This window comes from Bartonella sp. CL71SXKL, assembly GCF_042194935.1.
Classification (GTDB): Bacteria; Pseudomonadota; Alphaproteobacteria; order Rhizobiales; family Rhizobiaceae; genus Bartonella.
Window position 1 is genome coordinate 37,871 of the sequence record NZ_JBHINI010000009.1, and the last position, 23,218, is coordinate 61,088.

Below are 23,218 nucleotides of genomic sequence, written 5' to 3' on the forward strand. Positions count from 1 at the left end.
AAGCAATATTTTAATGATTAATATTTAATTTTAGCAAGAAAATTACAAGCACGTTGGCTTTTAGGATTGGTAAAAAATTCTTCAGAGGCTGTATCTTCAACAATTTTTCCATTTTCTAGAAAGAGTATTCTTTCTGAGACTTTACGTGCGAAGCCCATTTCATGGGTAACACAAAGCATTGTGATCCCTGTGTCGGACAATCGAGCCATCACTTCCAAAACTTCTCCCACACTTTCTGGATCAAGAGCAGAGGTTGGTTCATCAAAAAGCATGACTTCAGGTTCCATACAAAGTGCACGGGCAATCGCAACACGTTGTTGTTGCCCACCAGAAAGTTGTAAAGGATATTTTTCACAGTGTTTTTCAATACCAACATGTGTTAAGTAACGAATTGCCCGTTCTTGTGCTTGTTGTTTGGAAAGCCCTTGAACGGTCATAGGTGCTAAAATACAATTTTGTATAACGCTCATGTGGGGAAATAAATTAAAATTCTGAAAGACCATTCCTATCTTACGAAGAACTTTTTTTTGCTGTTGTATAGGAGCGGTATGGATATCAACGTTATGGATACAGATTGAACCTTTTTGTGCTTGTTCTAATTGATTAATACAACGAATTAACGTTGATTTTCCTGATCCGGATGGTCCACAAATAACGATATGTTCACCAGCTTGAACATTAAAGTTGATATCATGTAGGACCTGAAAGTTTCCATACCATTTATTTAGATTTTGAATAGAGATCACTGGTTTTTTATTGGGAGAGATCGATTTATTATTTTTCAAATTCATCTTATTTTATTCTTTCATTGATGAATAACGTGATTAATTCAACATTTTGGTTTGGTAAAGTTTTTTATGATCATTTTATTTAACGTAAATATCGAGTGAGGCGCTGTTCGATAAAAACAATAAAACGATGAATGAGTTCAACGATAAAGAGATAGATAAGAGCAGCCCAAACGTAAACTTGAAAATCAAAAGTCCGTGAATAAGTGAGTTTAGCAACTCCCATTAAATCATAAACAGTAATAAGTGAGGCAACAGCACTGGATTTAATCATTAAAATCAACTCATTTCCTAGGGGGCGTAATGCTACAATCATTGCTTGTGGAAGAATAACTCTAAAAAATGTGACAGAGTTGCTTAAACCTAAAGCTTTTGATGCTTCACGCTGTCCAGTTGTTACGGATAAAAAACTTCCTTTAAAGATCTCAGATTGATAGGCAGCAGAATTGAGTGTAAAAATAAAAAGACAACAATACCAGGCGTTTTGAAAAAACCACCATAGTCCCACCTGTTGCCAAAAACTATTCATTGAACCAAGCCCATAATAAAAAAGAAAGAGTTGAGCTAATAAAGGAGAGCCACGGAAAAAATAGACATAAGCATTTGCAAAATATTGTAAAAATGTATTCTTTGATAGACGAGCAAAAGCGATAAGCATACCAAGAAAAAGACCTAGAGAACAAGAGATAGAAACAAGCTCAACAGTAACAATAAAGCCATTAATAAATTTGGGTCCATAATGGCTTAAAAGATCAGGATTAAAAAGGAAATAAAGCCACTCAGGAATCATTGACCTAGCACCTTTTTATAGCCTATTTGAGTGTATGTTTCCAAATGGCGTAAGATTGCAGTAAAAACCGCTGAAAATAACAAATAGAGTAAGCATGCTACAAAATAAAATAGCATGGGTTTATTGGTAGCAGCGACAGCTAAATTCGTTTGTCGCATGAGGTCAACAAGCGCGATGGTAGAAACAAGGGATGTATCTTTCAGTAAAGTAAGCCAATTATTAGAAAGTCCTGGCAAGGCATTTCGGATGAGCTGAGGGAAGACAATACGAAAAAATGTGGTTGACCGTGAAAGTCCTAAAGCTTTAGCCGCTTCATATTGACCTTTATCAAAAATATTAAATGCTCCAAGCCAAACTTCACAAGAAAAAGCTGCAAGAACCATACTAAGTGCAAGAACACCAGCAACAAATGCATTGATACTGAACATGATTTCAAAATTAAAATAGTCAAATAAATTTTGAATAAGGCTTTGTAATCCGTAGTAAACTAAAAACAAAGTTAAAAGCTCTGGTAGCCCACGGAATACTGTTGAAAAGAGGCGTGCCATAGCTTTGGCCATCTTAATATTGGATCGAATCATCACTGCATTGAGAAGTCCTAGAGGAAATCCTAGAAAGCCACAACATAATGCCAATGACAAAGTCATTCCTGCACTGGAAAGTATAACCACTCCCCATCCACCATTGCTAAATGATAGCAATGCTAAATTTTCAATCATTCCTGTGTTCCTCATGAAAGAGTTCGATAATATTTTTTAGCAATAACCAGTAGGTTTCATTTAAATATCATATCGATATTTAATAAACATCACCTGTAAAATACTTTCTCATAATTTTTTCATAAGTTCCATCCAAACGGATTTCTTTTAGCGCCTTATTGAACTTATTTTTAAGTTCATTATTATTTTGACGGACTGCAATTGCAATAGGAAATCTTGTTTCTTCTAGAGTTCCCAAGAGGAGACAGCAATCTTTTCCTTCATTTTTAAGCCAATTTAATGCTTGTAATTTATCAACAATAATCACATCAAGTCGATGATTTAAAAGGTCACGATTCACTTCTATTGTGGAAGGGTAGAGTTTGATTTTCACCTCTTTAGAAGCATAATGATCTTCTGCATAGAAAGCTTGTGTTGTATTTGATTGCACACCAAGATTTTTACCTCTAAAGTCTTGTGTCGAGATTTCTTTAATTCCCGAAGCTTTGGTAACGATAACAGCCAGTGCTGTATCGTAGTAAGGATCTGTGAAGTCAATTTTTTGTAAGCGCTCTTGTGTGAGAGAGAGGGAAGCAATGATAGCATCATATTTTTTTGCAATAAGTCCAGGGATCATTCCCTCGAAGTCTTGTGTAACAATAGTACACTCAACATTCATTTTTTTACAAAGTGCATAAGATATATCAATATCAAGTCCCTGCAATTTATTATTTGAGTCAATATAGCTAAAGGGAGGGTAGGTGCCTTCACTCGCAATTTTTAATGTTTTCGCATCAGCCAATTGGGTGAATAGTACGGCGCTTATTATAAGAGCTCCTGCTAATAATTTCATGATGTTCTCCTATTGGATAAGCGGGCAAATATGAAATCATTATGTTTTTATAATCTGTAAGCTTTTTTGGAGCAATTCAAAAATTTATTGATGCTTATTTTAGATCATTATGTTGGGCATTATTATCAAAAAATTAGATTTTGATACGATAAAAATACAACTTTATCGTTGTCATTAGATTCTATAAAGTGTTTAAATATTGAGGAACAATTAAAAATTATTTTGATAAATGTAAATTTTCTTATAGAAATGCCGAATTTCCAATTATACCTGCATGTCCAATAAAGAGTTAAAGATACTCCTTAAATATACAGATTGAATTTTAATTCATAGTGAGATCTAATCGATATCGAAAGTAAAATATTTTCTCATAATTTTCTCATAGGTTCCATCGGCGCGGATTTCTTCTATTGCTTTATTAAAACTGTTTTTAAGATCATTATTATTTTGACGGAGTGCAATTGCAATAGGAAAATTTGTTTTTTCTAGAGTTCCCAAGAGGAGACAGCAGTCTTTTCCTTCATTTTCAAGCCAATTTAATGCTTTTAATTTATCAAAGATGATGATATCAAGCCGATGGCTTAAAAGATCACGATTAACTTCTGCTGCTGTAGGATAAAGTTTGATATTAACTCCTTCAGAGGCATAATGATCTTCCGCATATGCAGCTTGTGTTGTATTTGATTGTACACCAAGGTTTTTACCTCTAAAGGCTTGTGTTGAGATTTCTTTAATTTCCGAATTTTTGGTAACAATAACAGCGAGTGCTGTATTGTAGTAAGGATCTGTAAAATCAATTTTTTGTAAGCGCTCTTTTGTAGGAGAAAGGGAAGAAACAATAGCATCGTATTTTTTGGCAAGAAGACCGGGAATCATCCCCTCGAAGTCTTGTGTGACAATAGTACATTCAACATTCATTTTTTTGCAAAGAGCATAAGATATATCAATATCAAACCCTTGAAGTTCGTTATTTGAGTCAATATAACTAAATGGCGGATAAGAAGCATCGCTTGCAATTTTCAGCGTTTGAGAATTGGCCGATAGGGTAAATAGTGTCGCGCTTATTATAAGAGCTCCTGCTAATAATTTCATTATGTTCTCCTATTAGATAAGCTGGCAAATATGAAACCATCATGAATTTTTATAATCTGTAAGCTCTTTTGGAGCAATGTAAAAAATTTATCTGTGGTCATTTTGCTATCATTATGCTGAATATCATTGTCAAAAAATAATTTCTTTTTATCAAGTATGGGAATAAAAAATACAGGAAAGAAGGATACCTCTATTGATTATATGATTTAATGATTTTACTTAAAAAAATCAATAATTTATCTTTAAAAGAAAAACTATTAACTTAAATACAAAGAAAATTTCAGCTCTTAACAGGACAAAATGTAAAGTATTTTTATTCGAATCTATTTGAAGAGGGATAAGAAGTTTTGGCATCTTAGAAAAGCACTTAATGTAAGCCTTTTGCAATTTTATCTGAAGAAGATAGAAAGAAAAATTCTGACATTGCTAGATTTTAATATGTAATAGGGCTTTTAAACATGGGGGAATGATAGGGAATACATTTCTATTAAAGATAATGAGGATTATAAGGTAAAATTTTCAATTTCTTTTTGCTAAATGTTTGGCTAATTCGCAGAAAAGTATTCTCAATTTCTTTACAGAGCTAAAACTTAGAATTTTTTAGTAAATTTTTATGATGATGTTATCTCTGTAGAAAGAGTTTTAAAATCACGTTTTATAAAAATTCTTAAAGGATGTTTTTTGATTACTCTCAATAAAGCTTCAGTAAATTGAAGCTTTATTGATCTCTTTTTTTAATTTGCACGTTCATCTATAGGAACATAGTCACGCATAGCATAGCCTGTGTAGAGTTGTCGAGGACGACCAATTTTTTGTGCAGGGTCTTCAATCATTTCTTTCCATTGTGCCACCCACCCGACACTGCGCGCCAATGCAAAAAGGACAGTAAACATTTCAGTTGGAAAACCTAGAGCTTTTAATGTAATGCCGGAATAGAAATCAACATTGGGATAAAGCTTTTTCTCAATAAAATATTCATCACTTAAGGCAATTTTTTCAAGCTCTATTGCAATATCAAGAAGAGGGTCATCTTGAATGTTGAGTTCTTTTAAAACTTTATGACAGGTTTTTTGCATGATTTTTGCACGTGGATCATAATTTTTATAGACACGGTGCCCAAAGCCCATAAGGCGGAAAGGATCATTTTTATCTTTTGCACGTGCAATAAATTCAGGAATTCTTTTAATAGAACCTATTTCTTGTAGCATTTTTAGACATGCTTCATTGGCACCACCATGTGCTGGTCCCCAAAGGCATGCAACTCCTGCTGCAATACAGGCAAACGGATTAGCACCTGAGGATCCAGCAAGACGTACCGTAGATGTAGAAGCATTTTGTTCATGATCTGCATGAAGGGTAAATATTTGATCCATCGCCCGAGCAAGCACAGGGTTTGTTTTATATTCTTCACAAGGAACAGCAAAGCACATATGGAGGAAATTTGCAGCATAACTAAGATCATTACGTGGATAAACAAATGCTTGTCCAATACTGTATTTATAGGCCATAGCAGCAAGTGTTGGAACTTTTGAAATAAGACGAACAGAAGCAATCATTCTCTGGTGAGGATCTGTAATATCAATAGAGTCGTGATAGAACGCAGACATAGCGCCAAGGCAGGCAACCATGACGGCCATAGGATGAGAATCACGACGGAAGCCATGGAAGAAGCGTGCAAATTGTTCGTGGACCATGGTATGCTGCATAATACATCGATCAAATTCATTTTTTTCTTGCTGTGTTGGGAGTTCACCATAAAGTAAAAGATAACAACTTTCGAGAAAGTCTCCTTTTTCAGCCAATTGATCAATAGGATAACCACGATAAAGCAATATGCCTTTATCACCATCGATATAAGTAATTTTTGATTCACAAGAAGCAGTTGAAGTAAAACCAGGATCATAAGTAAAAATATCGGTTTTTTTGTAGAGAGAAGCAATTTCAATGACTTCAGGTCCACTCGTGCCTTTACGCAAGGGAAGCTCTACTTTTTTATCATTCACAATAATATATGCGTTATTCTCAGACATTCGGTATTCCTTTCAGATCCTTCACTTCTAAAAATTAAGACTCTGCTTCATCAGAGTGGGGGATGTATAACTGAAGCTTTTCTTACTTATATTAAGGGTAGATTGCCTCTAAAAGTGAGTACATGCAATCTAAAAATATTTCCTTATTGATCATTATTACTCAATAAGAAATGTATTTCAATGATATAACATAAAAAACTCTTTTAAGGCGCGTTGAGATATCTGTATAGATCCTTATTTGAGGAAATATACTCAGTGCACATCATGGGCATATTGTTGTGATAAGTTGGTCCTTGATGCGATGAAGGGATTCATCGCGTCCTAATAAAATAAGAATATCCAAAACACCTGGTGATGTTGCACATCCTGTAAGAGCTGCGCGAAGTGGTTGGGCGATAGATCCAAATTTGAGATTCTGTGTTTGGACAAAAGAGCGAAGTGTTTCATCTAGAGTTTTTGTATCCCAAGAGGGGCACGCTTTCAGAGCAAGATAAAGATCGTTTAAAATGGTTCGTCCATTTTTATCTAAGAGCATTTGAGCTTTTTCATCAAGTTGTAAAGGTCGTTGCGTAAAAATGAAGGAGGCATTGTCAATCAGTTCGCACAGTGTTTTTGAACGTTCTTTCAAATGCGGGATTGCTTTTAAAAATTGAACACGGCGTTTTTCATCAAGTTTTTCAATAATTTGTGCTCCCCTATCGGTTTCTGGTAGAATATTAAGAGCGGCATCAAAAAGTTCTTGATCATTACTCATACGCATATAGTGTCCGTTGATGGAATCGAGCTTTTTGAGATCAAAACGAGCAGCACCTTTGTTAATATCCTCAATATCAAACCAAGAAATCATATCTTTAAGTGACATCAGTTCGTCATCACCATGACTCCAACCTAAACGGACAAGGTAATTGCGCAAAGCAGCAGGAAGATATCCCATTGTTCGGTAGGCATCAACACCGAGCGCACCATGTCGCTTTGATAATTTTGCACCGTTTTCACCATGGATAAGAGGAATATGGGCCATAACGGGAATGTCCCATCCCATTGCTTTAAAGATAATCGTTTGTCGGGCTGCGTTGGTAAGATGATCGTCACCACGTATAATATGTGTGATGCCCATATCATGATCATCAACGACAACAGCATGCATATAGGTAGGCGAACCATCAGAACGCAAAATAATGAAGTCATCGAGATCTTTATTAGGAAAACGGACATCACCTTGAACACGATCATGTACAATCGTTTCTCCATCTTGAGGGGCTTTGATGCGAATAACAGGCTTAACACCTTTAGGAGCTTCAGAACTATCACGGTCGCGCCAACGTCCATCATAACGTGGTGGGCGCCCTTCTGCACGGGCTTTTTCACGCATTTCAGCTAACTCCTCAGGTGAAGCATAACAATAATATGCTTTACCATTCTTGACCAACTGTTCAGCGATTTGGCGGTGACGTTCTGCACGTTCGAATTGCGAAATAGGGGCGCCATCATAACTAAGACCCATCCAGTGCAAGCCATCTATAATGGCTTTTACAGCTGCTTCTGTTGAACGCTCTCGGTCTGTATCTTCAATTCGTAAAAGCATTTTTCCACCGGTATGTTTTGCATAAAGCCAATTAAAAAGAGCAGTACGAGCACCACCAATATGAAGGAAGCCAGTGGGTGAAGGGGCAAAACGAGTAATCACAGACACGAATATTTTCCTTTAAACTAAGATATTACTTATGGAATTTTATAGAAAAGTCATGTTAGCATAAGTGATGGGGCGTGCAATAGCCGTATTGCGAGTTAAAGTGGGGGACTGATGTTTTATAAAAGTAAAGAGGGTTTATCCGAAAAATCTGTTACAGAAAGAAAAAAGCCATGTCAGATAGGGCAGAGTGTTTTTTCTAGATATGATGATGCAAAGAACGGTAGCTATAACCAACAAAAACTTTTTTTATTGACACTCTTAAAAGAAGTAATCATTTTTTTTCGCAAATGGTTAGAAGATTGTATCAATAAAGAAGTTTCTTTTGGTATCCTTTTTTCGCTGATTTTAGTCTTTTTTGCCCTAGGAATCATTTTCTATTTTCATTTAGAGTGGGAACCAAGTTGGGGACAATTGGGGGCGTTGGTCAGTATTTTTCTGGGAATATTCTATGTTGCACGTTTTTATCGAAAAATATGGATTCCCGTGGGGTTTCTGTTTTGTATTATATTGGGTGCTTTAGCGGCAAAAATAGAAACGTGGCGTATTGCAACACCCATGCTAAGCAGTGACATTGTCACTACATTGACGGGAAGAATTGTTTCTATTGAGTCAGGTGCCAAAGGAGGATTTCGTTTAGTTTTGGAGATTTTGAATACAGAAAATCCTGTATTACGCCATAGTCTTCATCGTGTTCGTTTATCGGCAAGATATTTGCCATCTGGCTTAGCGATTGGTGATGGACTGCATGGAAAAGTTAAGATTCGTGCATTCTCTGGGCCTGTGCGTCCAGGAGGCTACGATTTTAGTTTTCATAATTATTTTAAAAGAATTGGAGCACAAGGCGTTTATTTAGAAAAACCAAGAAAAATATTCGTTTCGCAGCCTGATGGAATATTCGCTATCATTCTACAGAAAATTGAAAATTTACGCACGAAGATGACACAAAGAATCCATATAGCCCTTGAAGGAGAAAAGGGGAGTGTTGCAGCTGCCCTCATAACAGGGCAGCGTGCTGGTATTTCAAATGAGACAAATGAAGCATTACGTACAGCTGGATTAGCTCATATTTTATCAATATCAGGTTTACATATGGCGTTGTTAAGCGGCATAGTTCTTTTGAGTATCCGTAGTTTTTTAGCATTTTTTCCAGTTTTTTCTTCCTATTATTCCAGTAAAAAATTTGCTGCTATCGTTGCTTTTATGATAACAGCTTTTTATTTGTTATTGTCGGGCTTAGCAATATCAGCGCAAAGAAGTTTTGTGATGATTGCTGTTATGTTGGTTGCTATATTGTGTAATCGCTCTGCTATAACAATGCGTAATTTTTCCATTGCAGGGTTGATAACTCTAGCGATGACACCCCATGAAATATTAGGTCCTAGCTTTCAAATGTCCTTTTCTGCGACTGCTGCTTTGATCGCTTTTTTTGATTGGTGGAGTGGAAGGTCATTTTTTCGTAAAAGAAAAACAACTCCCTCTTATGTTGGAGGAGGAGTGATAAATTTTGTTTTCTCATCGATGCTTTCAACATGTGCTTCTTCCTTTGTTGCAGGGAGTGCAAGTGGAATTTATGCTGCTTATCATTTTTCTAATATGGCATCTTTGAGCATTATTAGTAATGCTTTTGCTTTGCCTGTCATCTCAATTTTTGTCATTCCCTTTGGATTAATCGCAGTTCTTGCAATGTTAGGAGGATTCGAATGGCTTCCTCTTCAAATTATGGGTTTTGGAGTTGATCTTGTAATAAAGATTGCACATGCTATCAAGGCTATTTCTCCTGATTTGAATCCTGGTTTTATGCCGTTATCAGCGTTAGTTTTATTGAGTATAGGCTTGGTTGGACTGACTTTTTGCAAAACACCCATCCGGCTCTTTTTTAGTTTGTTTATTTTGGCAGGTATTTCTATTTGTGTAACGCATTCACCTGTACAACTGATTATAGCAGATAATATGCGTCTCGTGGGCGTTATCCATGATAAAAAATTATATATCGATCGTTACCATATTTCTAAGTTCACGACATCCATATGGAAAAAGTCATTTCGTGTGAATGAAACGATTAAACCAACAAAATATGGTCCTTCGTTGCACGGACAATTTATTTGTGATTATCATGTATGTACATCTTTATTGGATAATGGATTAAAAGTGATCGTTTTACAGAGAGAAACAGATCAATGTGTAGAGGCAGATATTCTCATTCAGACATTTGTGATGCATAATCCAACTTGTTACAAGAAGGCAAAAATAATATTTATGCCTCAACAATTGTTATCACGAGGAAGCGTTATGATGACCAAAGGTGGAGATATTATTTGGTCTTCTCTAGGGTTTCATAGACCATGGAATATGCACAGACAGCATTCATAAAAACATATAATCGGTCATATTTTGCTTCACATTTGGATAATGACAAAACAAAAAATAACAGAAGACTTTTCTCATAATATTTTACGGTATTTAGATTGGTAATTTTATCAATGTCATTGAAACGAGATAATAATCTACAGTTTTCTAGAAATAGATGATTTTTTATATCTGATCATTTTAATTTTTTCAAAAAAATTGATATGTGCATCTTTGTGCATCCTATTGATAGCACAAGATAAATCAAAAATTCTTATTGAATGAAAAAAATGCTAACAAATCTTCTCAAAGAAATAAAAAAGATAATTGTTGATTATTCTATTTTATTCTTATCATATATTTCTATAACGGGTAACATTTCTTCAAGCAAAAGATGATGGTAAATTTAAATAGATTGCGTCAAGAGGTTATCTTTTATTATCATTATTATCGGTGGTAATAGGGGTGATAAATGCTGCTTATACGGATAGAAGGCAAAGTCATTCATGAATGTTCAGCAGTTAAAAAAAATGGCAGCTATTAAAGCGCTTGAGTTTGTTGAAGATGGTATGCGGCTTGGTATCGGATCTGGTTCGACAGTCAATGAATTTATTCGTCTTCTAGGTGAGCGTGTTGCGGATGGTTTGCGTGTGACTGGTGTTGCTACTTCAAGATATTCTGAACAACTCTGTCATAAGTTTGGAGTGCCTGTTAGCACTTTAGAACAAATACCTGAGCTGGACCTTGATATTGACGGAGCAGATGAAATTGGTCCTGAGATGATGCTCATTAAAGGGGGAGGGGGAGCATTGTTGTATGAAAAAATTGTAGCATCGGCATCTCGTGCAATGCTTGTCATTGCGGATGAAACAAAGGTGGTAAAAAGACTTGGTGCTTTTGCACTACCAATTGAAGTTAATCCATTTGGTATCCACACAACATGCAGAGCCATTGAAAAAGTCGCTGATGATTTAGGGCTTTCTGGGAAAATTTCATTGCGAATGAATGGAAAAGATCCTTTTGAAACAGATGGTGGCCATTTTATTCTTGATGCATTTTGGGGCTGCATTTTGCAACCAAAACCATTATCGGATGCACTTCTTGCTATTCCTGGTGTTGTTGAGCATGGCCTTTTTTTGGGGTTGGCTTCACGTGCAATTGTCGCTATGGCTGATGGTCAAATAAAAGTTTTAGAACCGTTTGATTTTTAGAAAAGGCATTTACATGATGATATGTTAGCACAGTAAATAAAGGGTCTTAAAGATTTTAGGTAGAATAACGAATTAAAATTATAATTAGCTATCGGGGTAATCATTAAATGAAAATAATATTTTCTTTTCAGCGTTTTGTCGTATATTTTGGTGTAATTGCTATTTTTTTTGTAAATGTTGGAACGGTTTATGCACAAGGTGTGAGTGATCAACATTTGGATTCAGCGCGAAAGGCAATCAGAGCTATTCATGCAACGGATCAATTTGATAGTTTTTTACCAAATGCGGTCCATGATTTCAAAAATGAACTGATCAGCGATGATCCGAATTTAGCAACAGCTATTTCTGATATTGTTGATAAGCAGGCGCTTGCTTTAATTAAAAGGCGCTCTGATCTAGAAAAAGAGATTGCTCATGTATATGCAAAATATTTTACTCAAAAAGAGCTTGATGCGATAACAACATTTTATAATTCTGATACCGGTAAAAAGTTTTTGACAGAAGTCCCCAATATTGCACGTGATTCTTATTCAGCATTTGATATATGGCGTACTGCTCTTATGCGGGATCTTGTAGAAAATGTGAAAAAAGAGATGTCTGAAACACTTAATTTGAATAATTCTACTATGCCTACAAATATGCCAATAAAATCAGAATCTTCAGAAAATAAAAAATAGCTTGATCGATATCATGACAACAATGGGCAATTTCTGATTTTTTTTATAGCGGCGGTTTTCCCGCCGTTTTTAATATTTTAATGAGAGTAGGTCTTTTTAGAATACTGCTTTATAAAAAATGCTTCTTCAAAAGAAAAAAAGACTTTCATTTGATAATAAAAGACCTTAGCCTACTCTTGCAGCTATATAAGAAGGAATAATTCGTGGGCTCTTTTGATTTTGATTTATTTGTTATTGGAAGTGGTTCTGGTGGAGTGCGTGCAGCACGGCTTGCTGGAGGTCTTGGCAAGCGGGTCGCTATAGCAGAGGAATATCGTATAGGGGGCACTTGTGTTATTCGTGGTTGCGTTCCCAAAAAACTTTATGTTTATGCATCACAATATGTAAAAGAATTTAAGAAAAGTGTTGGTTTTGGGTGGGAATATGCGGATCCAATTTTTAGCTGGGAAAAGTTGGTTGCAGCTAAAAATAAAGAAATATCAAGGTTAGAAGGGCTGTATCGTAAGGGATTAGAAAATAACAATGTGCATATTTATGAAAGTCGTGCTACTTTCATAGATGATCACACATTAGAGCTTTCTGCCACGGGTGAGCGGGTAAGTGCAGAAAAAATTTTGATTGCAACGGGAGCAAAATTTGCACAAAATACTCCCATAGAAGGTGGTGAATTTTGCCTTACTTCTAATGAGATTTTTGACCTTGATCAACTCCCAAAATCAATAGTCATTGTTGGTGGAGGGTATATTGGTGTTGAATTTGCTAATATTTTTCATGAATTAGGTGTAAAAACAACACTCCTCCATCGGAGTGATTTAATCCTTCGTAATTTTGATCATGATTTGCGGCAATTGCTCAGCGATGCAATGATTGAAAAAGGGATTTCTATTCTCTACGGAATAACAATTTCTAAAGTGCAGGCTGCAGAAAATTGTTATGAAGTTGTTTTATCAAATGGGAAAATAATCAGTGCCGATCAGATTATGTTGGCTACGGGGCGTGTACCAAATACAACGGGTTTAAGACTTGATAGGGCAGGTGTTAAAGTGGATGAATTTGGTGCAGTTGTTGTTGATGAGAAAATGACAACAAATATCCCCCATATTTGGGCTGTTGGTGATGTAACAGGTCATATTCAATTAACACCTGTTGCGATTCATGATGCAATGTGTTTTGTTAAGACAGCATTTGAGAATATTCCCACAACACCTGATTATGATTTAATTACAACAGCAGTTTTTTCACAGCCAGAGATTGGAACGGTGGGTCTTTCAGAAGAAGAGGCGGTAAAGCGTTATAAGCGTCTTGAAATTTATCGTACAGTTTTTCGTCCTATGCGTAATGTTCTTTCTGGTAGTTCAGAGAAAATGCTTATGAAACTCATTGTTGATGGTGAAAGCCGTATTGTTGTGGGCGCTCATATTTTAGGGGAAAATGCTGGTGAGATGGCACAGCTTATAGGGATATCTCTCAAGGGTAAGCTGACGAAGGATATTTTTGACGAGACGATGGCAGTGCATCCAACGATGGCAGAAGAATTGGTAACAATGTATAAACCAAGTTATATATATGAAAATGGGAAGAAAATAGAAAGTTAAACAGCATATATTATGGTAAAAAGTTTTTGATATGCTAATCTTTAAGCTTAATCTTTAGAGAGAGTGTAATGATAAAAGAATGGGCGCCTGACACTTGGAGAACAAGGCCAATTAAACAAGTTCCGACTTATCCGGATAAGTCTATGTTAGAAGATGTTGAGCGAAAACTGAGAAGCTATCCTCCTTTAGTTTTTGCCGGTGAAGCACGTGATTTAAAAAATGAATTAGCAGCCGTTGCGAAAGGCCAAGCTTTTTTATTACAAGGTGGTGATTGTGCCGAAAGCTTTGCAGAACATGAAGCTGATAATATCCGTGATTTTTTTCGCGTATTTTTGCAAATGGCGATTGTTTTAACCTTTGGTAGTTCTAAACCGGTTGTTAAGATTGGTCGTATTGCTGGTCAATTTGCAAAGCCTCGCTCTTCTGATATAGAAAGAAAAGAGGGGGTTGAATTTCCTGCTTATCGTGGGGATATTATTAATGGCATTGAATTTGAAGCCGGTTCTCGTATTCCAGATCCGCAACGGATGTCTATGGCTTATCGCCAATCTGCGGCAACACTTAATCTATTGCGTGCTTTTTCACAAGGTGGCTATGCTAATTTAGAAAATGTTCACACATGGATGTTGAGTTTTGTTTCTAACAGTCCGCAGGGGGAACGTTATGAATTATTGGCAGAGCGTATTTCTGAAGCAATTGATTTTATGCGTTCTATAGGGATTACATCCAAAACACATTCTTCATTGCGTGAAACATCTTTTTATACCAGTCATGAAGCACTGTTGCTTGGTTATGAAGAGGCTTTGACTCGGATTGATTCAACTTCAGGAAATTGGTATGCAACATCTGGTCATATGCTATGGATTGGTGACCGTACGCGTCAGATTGACCATGCTCACGTTGAATATTGTCGCGGCATTAAAAATCCTATAGGATTAAAATGTGGTCCTTCCATTGAGTCTGATGAGCTTTTAAAATTAATTGATATTTTAAATCCTGAAAACGAGTTGGGGCGGCTTACTCTCATTACGCGCTTTGGTTATGATAAAGTTGAACGTTATCTGCCTAAACTCATCCGTGCCGTTGAACGCGAGAAGCGTGCGGTTATATGGTCATGTGATCCAATGCATGGCAATACAATTACTGCCAATGGTTATAAGACGCGTCCCTTTGATTATGTTTTAAAAGAAGTAGAGAATTTTTTTGCAGTGCATCGTGGAGAAGGAACTTATCCAGGGGGCATTCATATTGAGATGACAGGTCGTGATGTTACTGAATGTACAGGAGGGGCGCATGCCATTTCTGTGGACGATCTATCTGATCGTTATCATACGCAATGTGATCCTCGGCTAAATGCAGATCAAGCGTTAGAATTGGCTTTTCTTGTTGCTGAACTCCTTAAAAAAAATCGTGCGACTGACTCGTTAGCAATTGCTGCTGAGGGGTAGGCAAAAATTTACTTAATATTTTTTTTAGGTCATTATGGCAGAAGAGAATTTTTAAAAAAGTGATATTTCCGATGATGAAGAATAAAGTTGTGGTTGCTAAACTGATGAAATGATACAAAGGCTTATGAAAAATGATTTTCGGGTATCAATTGCCCAATTAAATCCTATTGTCGGTGATATTAAGGGAAATTTTTCTTTAGCTGTCATGGCGCATCAAAAGGCCAAAGAAGAGGGGGCTGATCTTGTTTTATTCACGGAACTTTTTATAAGCGCTTATCCGCCGGAAGATCTTGTTCTAAAACCTGCTTTTACAAAAACATGTGAAGAGACTGTTGAGAAATTAGCAAAGATAACCGTAGGCGGACCAGGAATTGTCATTGGTCTTCCATTAAGGCGCAATGGTAATATTTACAACGCTGTCATGGTTCTTGATGAAGGGAGAGTCATTGCCGAAAGTTTGAAGTTTGATTTACCTAATTATGCTGAATTTGATGAAAAGCGTTTATTTTCTTCAGGTCCACGTCCTCAGCCTATTGTCTATCATGGAATCAAATTAGGAATAGTCATTTGTGAGGATCTTTGGAATGATTCCTCTCTTAGTACAGAGCTTAAAGATAAAGGAGCGGAAATTATTCTTGTCCTTAACGGATCTCCCTACTATCGTAATAAAACTTTAAAACGTATAGATGTTATCCATACGCAAGCTCTACAATCTGGAGTGCCAATTATCTACGCTAATCAAGTTGGTGGTCAAGATGAGCTCGTTTTTGATGGTGGGTCTTTTGCCTTGAATGGACAAGGCAAAAAGATATTTCAAATGAAACACTTTGATAGCCATATTGCTTTAAGCCATTGGCAAAAAACAACGACGGGATGGCACTGTATTTCAGGTCCTAATGAAAGTCTTCTCAATGGATTAGCGGCTGATTATCAAGCTTGTGTTTTGGGGTTGAAAGATTACGTTAATAAAAACGGCTTTAAGGATGTTATTCTTGGTCTTTCAGGAGGAATTGATTCAGCCCTGTGTACGGCAATGGCGGTGGATGCTCTTGGTGCTGAGAGGGTTCGCACCATTATGATGCCCTATCATTATACTTCGCAAGAATCATTAAAAGATGCTAAAGAATGTGCTGATCTTTTGGGATGTCGTTATGAAATCATAGCGATTGAGCAAGCTGTTGAAGCTTTTCTTGAAACAATGGCACCTGTTTTTTCAGGGTTACCCTCTGACGTCACAGAGGAAAATCTTCAAAGTCGTATACGCGGTACAGTTTTAATGGCTCTTTCAAATAAATTCGGTTCAATGGTGGTAACGACAGGCAATAAGTCAGAAATGGCTGTGGGATATGCAACACTGTATGGGGATATGAATGGCGGGTTTAATCCTATAAAAGATATTTATAAAATGCAGGTTTATGCATTAGCTGAGTGGCGCAATAAAAATCACTTGCACAATTTAAGAGGACCAGAAGGGATTGTCATTCCATCCAATATTATAGAAAAAGCGCCTTCTGCAGAGCTGCGAGAAAATCAAAAAGATGAAGATTCTCTTCCGCCTTATCCTATTCTAGATGATATATTACAATCTCTTGTAGAAAATGACATGAGTATTTGTGATATTGTTAAACGTGGACATTCACGAGAAACTGTTGCGAAAGTTGAACAGCTTCTTTATGGTGCCGAATATAAAAGGCGTCAATCTGCGCCTGGTGTAAAAATCAGTTACAAAAATTTCGGACGCGATCGTCGCTATCCCATAGTCAATCATTTTCGCGATAAAAATTGAGTATTATTTTATGGTTAAAGTTCGTTTTGCTCCCTCTCCAACAGGTTATATTCATATTGGCAATATCCGTATTGCGCTTTTCAATTGGCTTTATGCGCAAGCGTATAAGGGAGAATTTATTTTACGCTATGATGATACAGATATTGAACGTTCTAAACAAGAATATATCGATGCTATTGCTGTTGACCTTGAATGGCTTGGTATTCAACCAGATGCAATTTATTACCAATCCAAGCGATTTAATCGATATGATGAAGTGGCAGAAATTCTCAAACAACGTGGTCTTCTTTATCCTTGTTATGAGACAACAGAGGAATTAGAGCGGCGTCGTAAAATCCAGCTTTCACGCAAATTGCCTCCTGTTTATGACCGTGCAGCATTGAAGTTGACAACAGAAGAGAGAAAAAACTTTGAATCACAAGGTCGTAAACCCCATTGGCGTTTTCTTCTTCCTAATTTTGAAAGTGATCCTTTACACACAAAGCGAACAGAAGTTTGCTGGAATGATGCAATAAAGGGAAAGCAGACGATTGATTTAGCTTCTCTTTCAGATCCTGTTCTTATTCGTGAAGATGGAACCTATCTTTATACATTGCCGTCTATTGTTGATGATGTAGATATGGCTATTACGCATATTATTCGTGGGGATGATCATATTACAAATACAGGCGCTCAAATTGCTCTTTTTAAAGCTCTTAATGCAGAATTACCGGTTTTTGCTCATACCAATTTATTGGCGACAGTTTTAGGAAAAGGATTTTCAAAACGTAATAATGATCTTTCTATTCGTTCTCTACGGGAAGAAGGATTTGAATCTATAGCTGTTCAATGCCTTGCCGTTTTGATTGGGACATCGCAAAATGTGCATCCCTATCCCAATCAAGCTGCGCTTTTAGAGCATTTTAATCTCCAAGATACGTCAAGATCCGTTGCAAAATTTGATATTGCTGATCTTCTTGCTTTGAATAGTCATCTTGTCCATGAGTTAACCTATGAGGAAGTAAAAATGCGCCTTAAAAAACTTTCTATTGAGGGAGATAAGGCGGAATATTTCTGGAACGCGATAAGAAGCAATATTAATAAAGTCAATGATGCTGTTTTTTGGTGGAAAATCATTCATGATGAACAGAATTTTGATACAGTAGCACTAGAGGATCGTGCTTTTGTGCACCAATCACTCGATTTCTTACCTGAAGGTGCTTTGAATGAGGAAAGTTGGAAAATTTGGACAACAGCATTAAAAGAAAAAACAGGTCGAAAAGGAAAAGCTTTATTTATGCCATTACGTCAGGCACTTACGGGCATGGATCATGGACCTGAAATGGGAAAAATTTTGCAGCTTTTAGGGCGTGAAAAGGTAACGGAAAGGCTCTCTAGGAAATAAGAGCGGATTTTTTAAAAGTATTTCGTTCATTTCACTCTTAAAGAGAGTAAAGAACGGGTTTATTTACACGTTTTTATAAGCATGAAAGCAGGAATATCATCACCAAATCCAATGGGTGTGTAATTCTTATTTTTTCGTGAGCGTTGTTGCTCAGATGGCTTCTCCTTATTATTTGCATTTTTGATATATTCTATTTTATTCTCTTCTACAGATTTTTTAGTGTGAACAACAGGCTCTTTTGGAGCAGTTTTCTTTGATGGTTTTGAAGATTTTTTCTTTACAACAATATCTTCTGTTTGATCATCAGCTATTAAAGTTGAGAGATCTCCATTGAGCCATTCAATTTTTTCATTACTCATTTCTTCGATGGCATTGATATATTTTTGATCAGCTTTTGTGACAATTGTAAAAGCTTTTCCGCTGCGATTTGCACGCCCTGTACGACCAATTCGATGGATATAGTCTTCAGCATGTGTAGGAACATCATAGTTAAATACATGACTTACAGCTGGAATATCGAGTCCACGGGCAGCAACATCAGAAGCAACAAGAAGTGTAAGTTTATTATTTTTAAAATCAGCTAGGGTGTTCATGCGCGAATATTGGTCCATATCTCCATGAAGTGCCCCTACATTAAAGTTATGTTTGATGAGCGATCTAAAAAGTTCAGAGATATCTCTCTTTCGATTACAGAAAATGATTGCATTTTGAAGCTCTGCACCTTCATTTTGGATAAGCTCTCGTAAAACCGCTCTTTTATCCCATGATTTATTTCCAGATTTGACAAGCCGCTGCGTAATTGTGGTTGCAGTTGAGGATGCTTTTGTAACTTCAACAGATACAGGAGAATGTAAAAATTGTTTCGTTAGTTTTGTAATTTCTGGCGCCATTGTTGCAGAAAAGAACAAAGTTTGACGCGTAAAAGGAGTTAGCTTACAGATGCGTTCAATATCAGGAATAAAGCCCATATCCAACATGCGATCAGCTTCATCAATCACAAGGATTTCAACGCCCATCAGGAGCAGTTTACCGCGCTCGCAATGATCAAGAAGGCGCCCTGGTGTTGCTATAAGAACATCAGCTCCCCGTTCAAGTTTGCGATCTTGGAGTTCAAAAGAAACTCCACCAATCAAAAGAGCAACATTTAAACGATGATTTATTCCGTATTTATCGAAATTTTCTTCAACTTGAGCTGCAATTTCTCTTGTTGGTTCTAAGATGAGCGTACGGGGCATTCGTGCTCTTGCACGACCTTTTTCAAGGAGAGTGAGCATAGGCAATACGAAAGAGGCAGTTTTACCTGTTCCCGTTTGGGCGATTCCTAAAACGTCTTTTCTTTGAAGGACATGCGGAATTGTTTCGCTTTGAATAGGTGTTGGAGCTGTATACCCCGCTGATTTCACCGCATTAATAACCTTTGCGGAAAGACCTAAATCATCAAAACTGTTTAAAGATGGTATCATTTTTTTATCAACTGCTCTGTGATTTTAACTGCGTTATCTAAATGATAATTATAACCAATATTCTACACTCTTTAAAAGTGTTAAGATGTTTTTACAAAAAATTAACTATAACAATCATATACACATAAAACGCATAATACAATCATTAATAGCGAAATTGTTCTGATAAAATGCGCTCATCCCATGAATGATTTGAGTCAAAAAGGATTGAAGCTGTTACTTCTGTTGCCATTGAAATAGTAACTGAATGGACAGATTTAACTTCAATATTATCTGCAGCAGCATTTACAGGGCGTTTGTCAGGTTCAAGCATATCAAAGCGCACTGTTACTGTATTGGGAAGCAAAGCTCCATGCCAACGCCGAGGGCGAAAAGGGCTAACAGGAGTGAGGGCCATAAGGGGAGCCATAAGAGGTAAGATAGGTCCTTGTGCTGATAAATTATAGGCGGTTGATCCAGCTGGTGTAGCGACGAGGACACCATCACAACTTAATTGTTCCATGCGTACGTTGTTATCAATGGTGATGCGAATTTTTGCGGCTTGATAAGATTGCCGAAAGAGGGATACTTCATTAATTGCAAGCGCCTCGATAGAATCTTGACATTCAGATTTTGCAATCATGCGCAGGGGATGGATTTCTTTTTTATGTGCGGCAGCAATACGATTGGGCAATTTTTTTTCATGAAATTCATTCATAAGAAATCCTACAGAACCTTGATTCATGCCATAAATAGGTTTGCCTGTGTTCATGACGTCTCGTACGGTTTGTAACATTGTCCCATCACCACCGATTGCAACAACAATATCAGTTTCTTCCAGAGAAGAATGACCATAAACGGAAATTAATTTATGGGTAGCTTTGATAGCCTCCTCAGTTTCTGCGGAAATAAAATGAAAGCGACTTGGTAATGTAGCCATTTAAAAATTATCCTGATACTTATAATTTATGTTGTAACTTATTTATGAGAGTTTTGAAGTTGTAATAAAAGCTCTTTTTATAATAAAAAGAGCATTGAATAAAGAGAAGTTATTTCAAGGTAAAGTATCATTAAAAAGTAAAAGGAGTGCGTCGTTAGATAAATCACAAACAAGTAATTTTTTTATTAGAATGATAATTTAGCATTGAAGCTAAGAGTATGATTAGTTAAAAGACCATAACTGATTTTAATAATCAGTGTGAAGCACCCGTAGCTCAGCTGGATAGAGCGCTGCCCTCCGAAGGCAGAGGTCACAGATTCGAATTCTGTCGGGTGCACCAAATTTTTCAACTTCATATTATCCTAAATAACAATATTACCTAAAAAGAAGCCAATTTCCTCTTTTATGAAAATGGTTATTTGAGTTGTTTATTAAGTTTTTTAGCGAATAAGCAAATGATTTTAAGAGAAGCAAAATTTACGGCTGCGTATATAAATTCTTCGGTTAGTCATTTTGAATATCGAGATAAAAAACAAGATTATCTAAATATGCTTTCAATTTAACTATAAACATTTATAACATAAAAATACATATTAATTCAATATGTTATTGTACAACTGCTCTGGCGATGTTGATAGTAGATCGCTAAATATATTGTTTTGAGCATTAAAATAGATAGCTAAATTTTCTTTTATTCTATTTTTGGAGCTAAAGGCTGTTATGGTGAGATGGAACGCAGATGAGAAATATCACCAGTTAAAGGAACAATAAGGAGGAAAAGCAACCTTCAAGATTTGAATTGTTTCAAAATGCTGTATTCGGTATGGTTTTGATATGGGTATTTGGTGATTTCTCTATACACCAATATTGCCAGTTATGTTGGATGAGGGATTGTTTACCTTTAATCAACGTTCTTATATACCAAGCGCTAATTATGATGGTTATTTAGTTGGGAGTATGTTCTTTACGTTTGGCAGAATTTGGAATATATTCCTTGCTCCTCGTATGCTATCTTATACAGTATAGTAATGAGTGCACTTAATTATTTCCATGGCGTTAATACTTAGTTCTTTTGATCCGTTTTGCTGCTGGTGTTGCGAGTGTAGCAATGATGGTTTTGGGTTCTATTATAGTCATACAGCATAGCCATATGGGCTGGGTTATTGCTTCGCTTTATGCAGGTGTAGGAGTTGGTATTCTACTACTAGGTAATGAATATGTTATTATTAGTTTGAACAGAGCACTTGATTCAACAAACATTTGGTTTGGAGTTGGCTTAATGTCTGTTCAAAACTTTTAAAAACATATAGGCTTAATTATAACAACTATATTAAGAAACACCTCCGTTATTTCTTCCATTACAAATGAAACCGCTCCTGTTAATAAGAAAAACCATCCAAAATATGAATTGACCAATCAAAAGGATTTCGTGACTGGCATTATATCGCATTCGTACTTTAAGAGATTTTGGTGATGTAAAAAAGGCGATCTAGATGCTTTTATTGAAATTGAAAGCAACCTCTCTCATGATGGCAATTGCTGGGTTGCTGATAATGCCTGTGTTGTAAAATCTGGTCGTGTTTATGAAAATACAAGGGGCTATGGCAATACTGCCATTGGGGGCTATGTCTATGGCAATACCCTTATATGTGATAAAACCTATGTGTATTTTGGTGCTCATGTTTATGACAATGCTCATCTTTTTTATAACGGTTGAGTTTATCATTATGCGTGGGTTTATGGGAATGAAAAATTATCCGGTATTGTACGTATTTATAGCAATGCCGCGGTTTATGATCATGCGGTTGTTTAGGCAAGGTTTAGGGCAATGCTAGTGTGGGGTGTCATACTAAGGTCTACGGCTCTGTTTATGGCAATGCCAAGATCTCCTGATTATATCGTGATTAGAGGTAATGTATATGGCAATGCAAGACTTGTTGTGATGATAGTATCTACATAATGTCTGCCTATCATTTACTAACTTTTTAGTAAGTGGTGCTTTAAAATTGACTTGTCTTTAAATCCTTTTATGTGCCCTTAATGAATTAAAACCTATCTTATGATAGTTTCAAATGATTATTTTTTTAAGGTTTAGCTCAAAAAAAGAGTAAACCCCATACCATTCTTTAAACGCATGCAATTTATGTTTATCGATAATTTCAAACGATTACGTTTTTAACAATACGATTTGTGTGTGATAAAAACGTATCATAAAATTTATGAACTGTTATGAATGATAGCTGCTTTTCACTTCATTTGAATGTTTACATGCGTTATAACATTTGCATCATGATTTGCTTTTTGTGGTCTATTCATACATGGTAATTGTTTATAAAAAATGGTCAATTAAATCACGTATAAAAGTGTAGATTTTAAATGGGATTTATATAAAATAATTGCACAAAACCTATTGACTTTTTTGTGTTTTTTTATGAATAAGATTCC

19 protein-coding genes and 1 tRNA gene are annotated in these 23,218 nt (G+C 36.2%); 11 read left to right on the forward strand and 9 right to left on the reverse strand.

Going from position 1 to position 23,218, the window contains the following annotated elements:
- Positions 1–17: 17 nt before the first annotated feature.
- The 7 genes from ACFILA_RS06170 to gltX (ACFILA_RS06200) all read right to left on the reverse strand — a co-directional run bounded on the left by ACFILA_RS06170 (position 18) and on the right by gltX (ACFILA_RS06200) (position 7,944).
- Positions 18–791: an amino acid ABC transporter ATP-binding protein gene (locus ACFILA_RS06170; protein WP_273790676.1), complete on the reverse strand. Its 774-nt coding sequence runs from the start codon at positions 789–791 to the stop codon at positions 18–20.
- 79 nt (positions 792–870) lie between these two features.
- Positions 871–1,578: an ABC transporter permease gene (locus tag ACFILA_RS06175; RefSeq protein WP_273790677.1), complete on the reverse strand. Its 708-nt coding sequence runs from the start codon at positions 1,576–1,578 to the stop codon at positions 871–873.
- A complete protein-coding gene (locus ACFILA_RS06180; protein WP_273790678.1) occupies positions 1,575–2,297 on the reverse strand; it encodes an ABC transporter permease in 723 nt (240 codons plus the stop codon). Before ACFILA_RS06180 ends, ACFILA_RS06175 begins: the two co-directional genes overlap by 4 nt.
- A gap of 79 nt (positions 2,298–2,376) precedes the next feature.
- Complete coding sequence (locus tag ACFILA_RS06185) at positions 2,377–3,129, reverse strand: transporter substrate-binding domain-containing protein (protein ID WP_375631231.1); 753 nt, start codon at positions 3,127–3,129, stop codon at positions 2,377–2,379.
- A 339-nt stretch (positions 3,130–3,468) separates the two neighbouring features.
- Positions 3,469–4,221 (reverse strand): transporter substrate-binding domain-containing protein, encoded by a 753-nt coding sequence (locus ACFILA_RS06190; protein WP_375631230.1) that lies wholly within the window; start codon positions 4,219–4,221, stop codon positions 3,469–3,471.
- A 734-nt stretch (positions 4,222–4,955) separates the two neighbouring features.
- Entirely contained in the window at positions 4,956–6,251 is a 1,296-nt protein-coding gene (gene gltA / locus ACFILA_RS06195; RefSeq protein ID WP_375660836.1) for a citrate synthase, read from the reverse strand.
- 262 nt (positions 6,252–6,513) lie between these two features.
- On the reverse strand, positions 6,514–7,944 hold the full coding sequence (gene gltX, locus ACFILA_RS06200) for a glutamate--tRNA ligase (protein WP_375658131.1): 1,431 nt from the start codon (positions 7,942–7,944) through the stop codon (positions 6,514–6,516).
- Positions 7,945–8,055: 111 nt separating this feature from the next.
- Between gltX (ACFILA_RS06200) and ACFILA_RS06205 the strand changes: the two genes are divergently transcribed.
- The 7 genes from ACFILA_RS06205 (at position 8,056) to gltX (ACFILA_RS06235) (ending at position 18,391) form a co-directional block, all read left to right on the forward strand.
- A complete protein-coding gene (locus tag ACFILA_RS06205) occupies positions 8,056–10,314 on the forward strand; it encodes a ComEC/Rec2 family competence protein (RefSeq protein ID WP_375660837.1) in 2,259 nt (752 codons plus the stop codon).
- A gap of 482 nt (positions 10,315–10,796) precedes the next feature.
- Positions 10,797–11,501 carry a ribose-5-phosphate isomerase RpiA gene (rpiA, locus tag ACFILA_RS06210; protein ID WP_273790684.1) on the forward strand — a complete coding sequence of 235 codons (705 nt, stop codon included), beginning with the start codon at positions 10,797–10,799 and terminating at the stop codon, positions 11,499–11,501.
- 107 nt (positions 11,502–11,608) lie between these two features.
- Positions 11,609–12,178, forward strand: a complete 570-nt coding sequence (locus ACFILA_RS06215) for a DUF2059 domain-containing protein (RefSeq protein ID WP_273790685.1) — start codon at positions 11,609–11,611, stop codon at positions 12,176–12,178.
- 203 nt (positions 12,179–12,381) lie between these two features.
- Positions 12,382–13,773: a glutathione-disulfide reductase gene (gor, locus tag ACFILA_RS06220; protein WP_375643541.1), complete on the forward strand. Its 1,392-nt coding sequence runs from the start codon at positions 12,382–12,384 to the stop codon at positions 13,771–13,773.
- Positions 13,774–13,841: 68 nt separating this feature from the next.
- On the forward strand, positions 13,842–15,221 hold the full coding sequence (locus ACFILA_RS06225; protein WP_273790687.1) for a class II 3-deoxy-7-phosphoheptulonate synthase: 1,380 nt from the start codon (positions 13,842–13,844) through the stop codon (positions 15,219–15,221).
- A 124-nt stretch (positions 15,222–15,345) separates the two neighbouring features.
- Positions 15,346–17,007 carry an NAD+ synthase gene (locus ACFILA_RS06230; protein WP_375660838.1) on the forward strand — a complete coding sequence of 554 codons (1,662 nt, stop codon included), beginning with the start codon at positions 15,346–15,348 and terminating at the stop codon, positions 17,005–17,007.
- 10 nt (positions 17,008–17,017) lie between these two features.
- A complete protein-coding gene (gene gltX / locus ACFILA_RS06235) occupies positions 17,018–18,391 on the forward strand; it encodes a glutamate--tRNA ligase (RefSeq protein ID WP_273790689.1) in 1,374 nt (457 codons plus the stop codon).
- Between the two features lie 59 nt (positions 18,392–18,450).
- Here gltX (ACFILA_RS06235) and ACFILA_RS06240 read toward each other — a convergent pair whose 3' ends face one another.
- Positions 18,451–19,854, reverse strand: a complete 1,404-nt coding sequence (locus ACFILA_RS06240) for a DEAD/DEAH box helicase (protein WP_375631225.1) — start codon at positions 19,852–19,854, stop codon at positions 18,451–18,453.
- 145 nt (positions 19,855–19,999) lie between these two features.
- The gene (locus ACFILA_RS06245; protein WP_273790691.1) at positions 20,000–20,773 is read right to left on the reverse strand and encodes an NAD kinase; all 774 of its coding nucleotides are present in this window, start codon (positions 20,771–20,773) and stop codon (positions 20,000–20,002) included.
- A 263-nt stretch (positions 20,774–21,036) separates the two neighbouring features.
- Between ACFILA_RS06245 and ACFILA_RS06250 the strand changes: the two genes are divergently transcribed.
- The 4 genes from ACFILA_RS06250 to ACFILA_RS06265 all read left to right on the forward strand — a co-directional run bounded on the left by ACFILA_RS06250 (position 21,037) and on the right by ACFILA_RS06265 (position 22,608).
- Positions 21,037–21,113 (forward strand) — tRNA-Arg (locus tag ACFILA_RS06250).
- 536 nt (positions 21,114–21,649) lie between these two features.
- On the forward strand, positions 21,650–21,799 hold the full coding sequence (locus ACFILA_RS06255; RefSeq protein ID WP_375654511.1) for a YbfB/YjiJ family MFS transporter: 150 nt from the start codon (positions 21,650–21,652) through the stop codon (positions 21,797–21,799).
- 46 nt (positions 21,800–21,845) lie between these two features.
- Positions 21,846–22,073, forward strand: coding sequence for a YbfB/YjiJ family MFS transporter (locus tag ACFILA_RS06260; protein WP_375654512.1), 228 nt, complete (start codon positions 21,846–21,848; stop codon positions 22,071–22,073).
- Between the two features lie 283 nt (positions 22,074–22,356).
- A complete protein-coding gene (locus ACFILA_RS06265) occupies positions 22,357–22,608 on the forward strand; it encodes a hypothetical protein (protein ID WP_375660839.1) in 252 nt (83 codons plus the stop codon).
- Positions 22,609–23,218: the final 610 nt, after the last annotated feature.